This is a genomic window from Rhizobacter sp. (assembly GCF_031412075.1).
Lineage (GTDB): Bacteria > Pseudomonadota > Gammaproteobacteria > Burkholderiales > Burkholderiaceae_C > Rhizobacter.
The window spans coordinates 1-2,388 of record NZ_JANOCG010000170.1 but is presented as its reverse complement, the minus strand read 5'-3'; the positions used below and the strand labels follow the sequence as shown (position 1 = coordinate 2,388).

General features: G+C 65.0%; 2 protein-coding genes. One reads left to right on the top strand and one right to left on the bottom strand.

The genetic code is table 11. The features are described from left to right. Positions 1-1,519 (bottom strand): arginine--tRNA ligase (gene argS / locus RMO40_RS06005; protein ID WP_309717714.1); only part of this gene is annotated, 1,519 nt, incomplete at its 3' end. Between the two features lie 122 nt (positions 1,520-1,641). On the opposite strand from argS, the gene RMO40_RS06000 reads away from it, so the two are divergent. Then, positions 1,642-2,388: protein kinase domain-containing protein (locus RMO40_RS06000; RefSeq protein WP_309717711.1), on the top strand; the 747-nt coding region annotated here is incomplete at its 3' end.

Below are 2,388 nucleotides of genomic sequence, written 5' to 3'. Positions count from 1 at the left end.
GGTCGGCCGCCGCGCGGGTCAGCATCTCGGGGTAATCGGCCAGCTTGAGCATCAGCGCGGCTTCGGTCGACGCGGTGAGCAGCGACAGGTCGGCGGCGTGCAGGGCCGCGAGATCACCACCCCGATCGGTGGACCAATCGCGCAGCACCTTGCTCATGCGCGCGTGGGCGTATTGCACGTAGTACACCGGGTTCTCGTCGTTCTGCTTCACGGCGATGTCGACGTCGAAGGTGAACTCGGTGTCGGCCTTGCGGCTGATCAGGAAGAAACGCACCGCGTCCTTGCTGGTCCAGTCGATCAGGTCGCGCAGCGTGACGTAGCTGCCGGCGCGCTTGGAGATCTTCACCTCGGCACCGTCGCGCACCACACGCACCATGGTGTTGAGCACGTAGTCGGGGTAGCCCTTCGGGATGCCCTGGCCCACACCCTGCAAGCCGGCGCGCACGCGGGCGATGGTGCCGTAATGGTCGGTGCCCTGGCAGTTGATCACCTTGGTAAAACCGCGCTCCCATTTGGTGACGTGGTAGGCCACGTCGGGCACGAAGTAGGTGTAGCTGCCGTCGGACTTTTTCATGACGCGATCCTTGTCGTCGCCATCGTCCGTGGTCTTGAGCCACAAGGCCCCGTCTTGTTCGTAGGTCTTGCCGGCGGCCACCAGCTGCGCCACCGTGGCCTCGACACGGCCACTCGTGTAGAGGCTCGATTCGAGGTAGTAGTTGTCGAAGTGCACACCGAAGGCCTGCAGGTCGAGGTCTTGTTCATGGCGCAGGTAGGCCACCGCGAACTGGCGGATGTTGTCCAGGTCGTCGGGGTCACCCGAGGCGGTGAATTCGCGGTCGTCGGCCCGGATGATTTTTTTGGCCAGGTAGTCGGCGGCCACGTCGGCGATGTACTCGCCGTTGTAGAACTTTTTGCTCTCGGGGTTGTCCGGATCGGTGGGCCAGCAGTCATCGCCCGGCTTGAAACCCTTGGCGCGCAGTTGGGTGCTGTGCGCCAGCTTGGCGATCTGCACGCCGGCGTCGTTGTAATAGAACTCGCGGGTGACGTCCCAGCCCTGCGTTTCGAACAGGTGGCAGATCGAGTCGCCCAGCGCACCTTGGCGGGCGTGGCCCACATGCAGCGGGCCGGTGGGGTTGGCCGACACAAATTCGACGAGCAGTTTCTGGCCATGGGCAGGCTGGCGGCCGAAGGCCTCGGCCTCACGCAGCACCTCGCCCACCACGGCCTGCTTGGCGGCGGCTTTCAGGCGCAGGTTGATGAAGCCGGGGCCGGCGATCTCCATCGCCTCGACCCATTGCTGCACGGCAGCACGGCGTGACAGCGTGTCGATCAAGGCCTGCGCCAGTTCGCGCGGGTTTTTCTTGAGCGGCTTGGCCAGCTGCATGGCCGCGGTGCAGGCGAGGTCGCCGTGGGCGGCTTGTTTGGGCGACTCGAAGGCGGCGGTGAGGGTGTTGCCGGGGCTCAGTTCGGCAAGAGACTCCAGCAGCGCGCGCAGCAAGTCTTGTTTGGCTTGGATCATCGGCAGATTCTAAGTGGCGGCCCCGCGGGCTTTTGGCTGGCGCAAAGGCCTCGATAAGGGCAACGTTTTGTGGTCAATTTGGCATGCAGGCCGAGCGTGACGGTGCCAAGATGCCAGCTCGCATGTCTTCTTCTCACACGCCCCCACCCAGCTCCTTTGGCGGCCTGCCCTTGCCGGCCCAGATCGGCAAGTACCCGGTGCTGCGCCGCCTGGGCGAAGGTGCGACCAGCGAAGTCTTTCTGGCGCGTGACGACTTCCATCAACGCGACGTGGCCATCAAGCGGGTGCGCGCCGGCTCCACCAACGACCCGACCGACGGGCGCTACTTCGAGCGCTTTTTTGCCGCCGAAGCGGCGCTGGTCGGCCGCCTCAAACACCCGAACGTGGTGCAGATCTACGACGCGGTGGTCGACCCGCTTGAGTCGTATCTCGTGATGGAGCACGTGCCGGGCAGCACGCTGCGCCCCTACTGCCGCGCCGACCAGCTGCTGCCGCTGGAGCTGATCGTCGAAATCGGCTTCAAGTGTGCGATGGCGCTGGGCTATGTGTACCGCCAGGGCCTGATCCACCGCGATGTGAAACCGGCCAACCTGCTGGCCGTGATCAACAACGGCAACATCACCGACGTGAAGATCAGCGACTTCGGCAGCGCGCTCAACATGGCGTCGGAGACGACCCAGGTCTACCGGGTGGGCTCGCTCGCGTACATGTCGCCCGAGCAGCTCGATGGCAGCACGCTCGACTGCCGCGCCGACATGTATTCACTGGGCGCCGTGCTCTACCACCTGATCGCCGGGCGGCCGCTGTTCGACTCGACCTCGCAGTCGGCCATGATGAACCAGATCTACACCGCCGAGCCCACGCTGCTG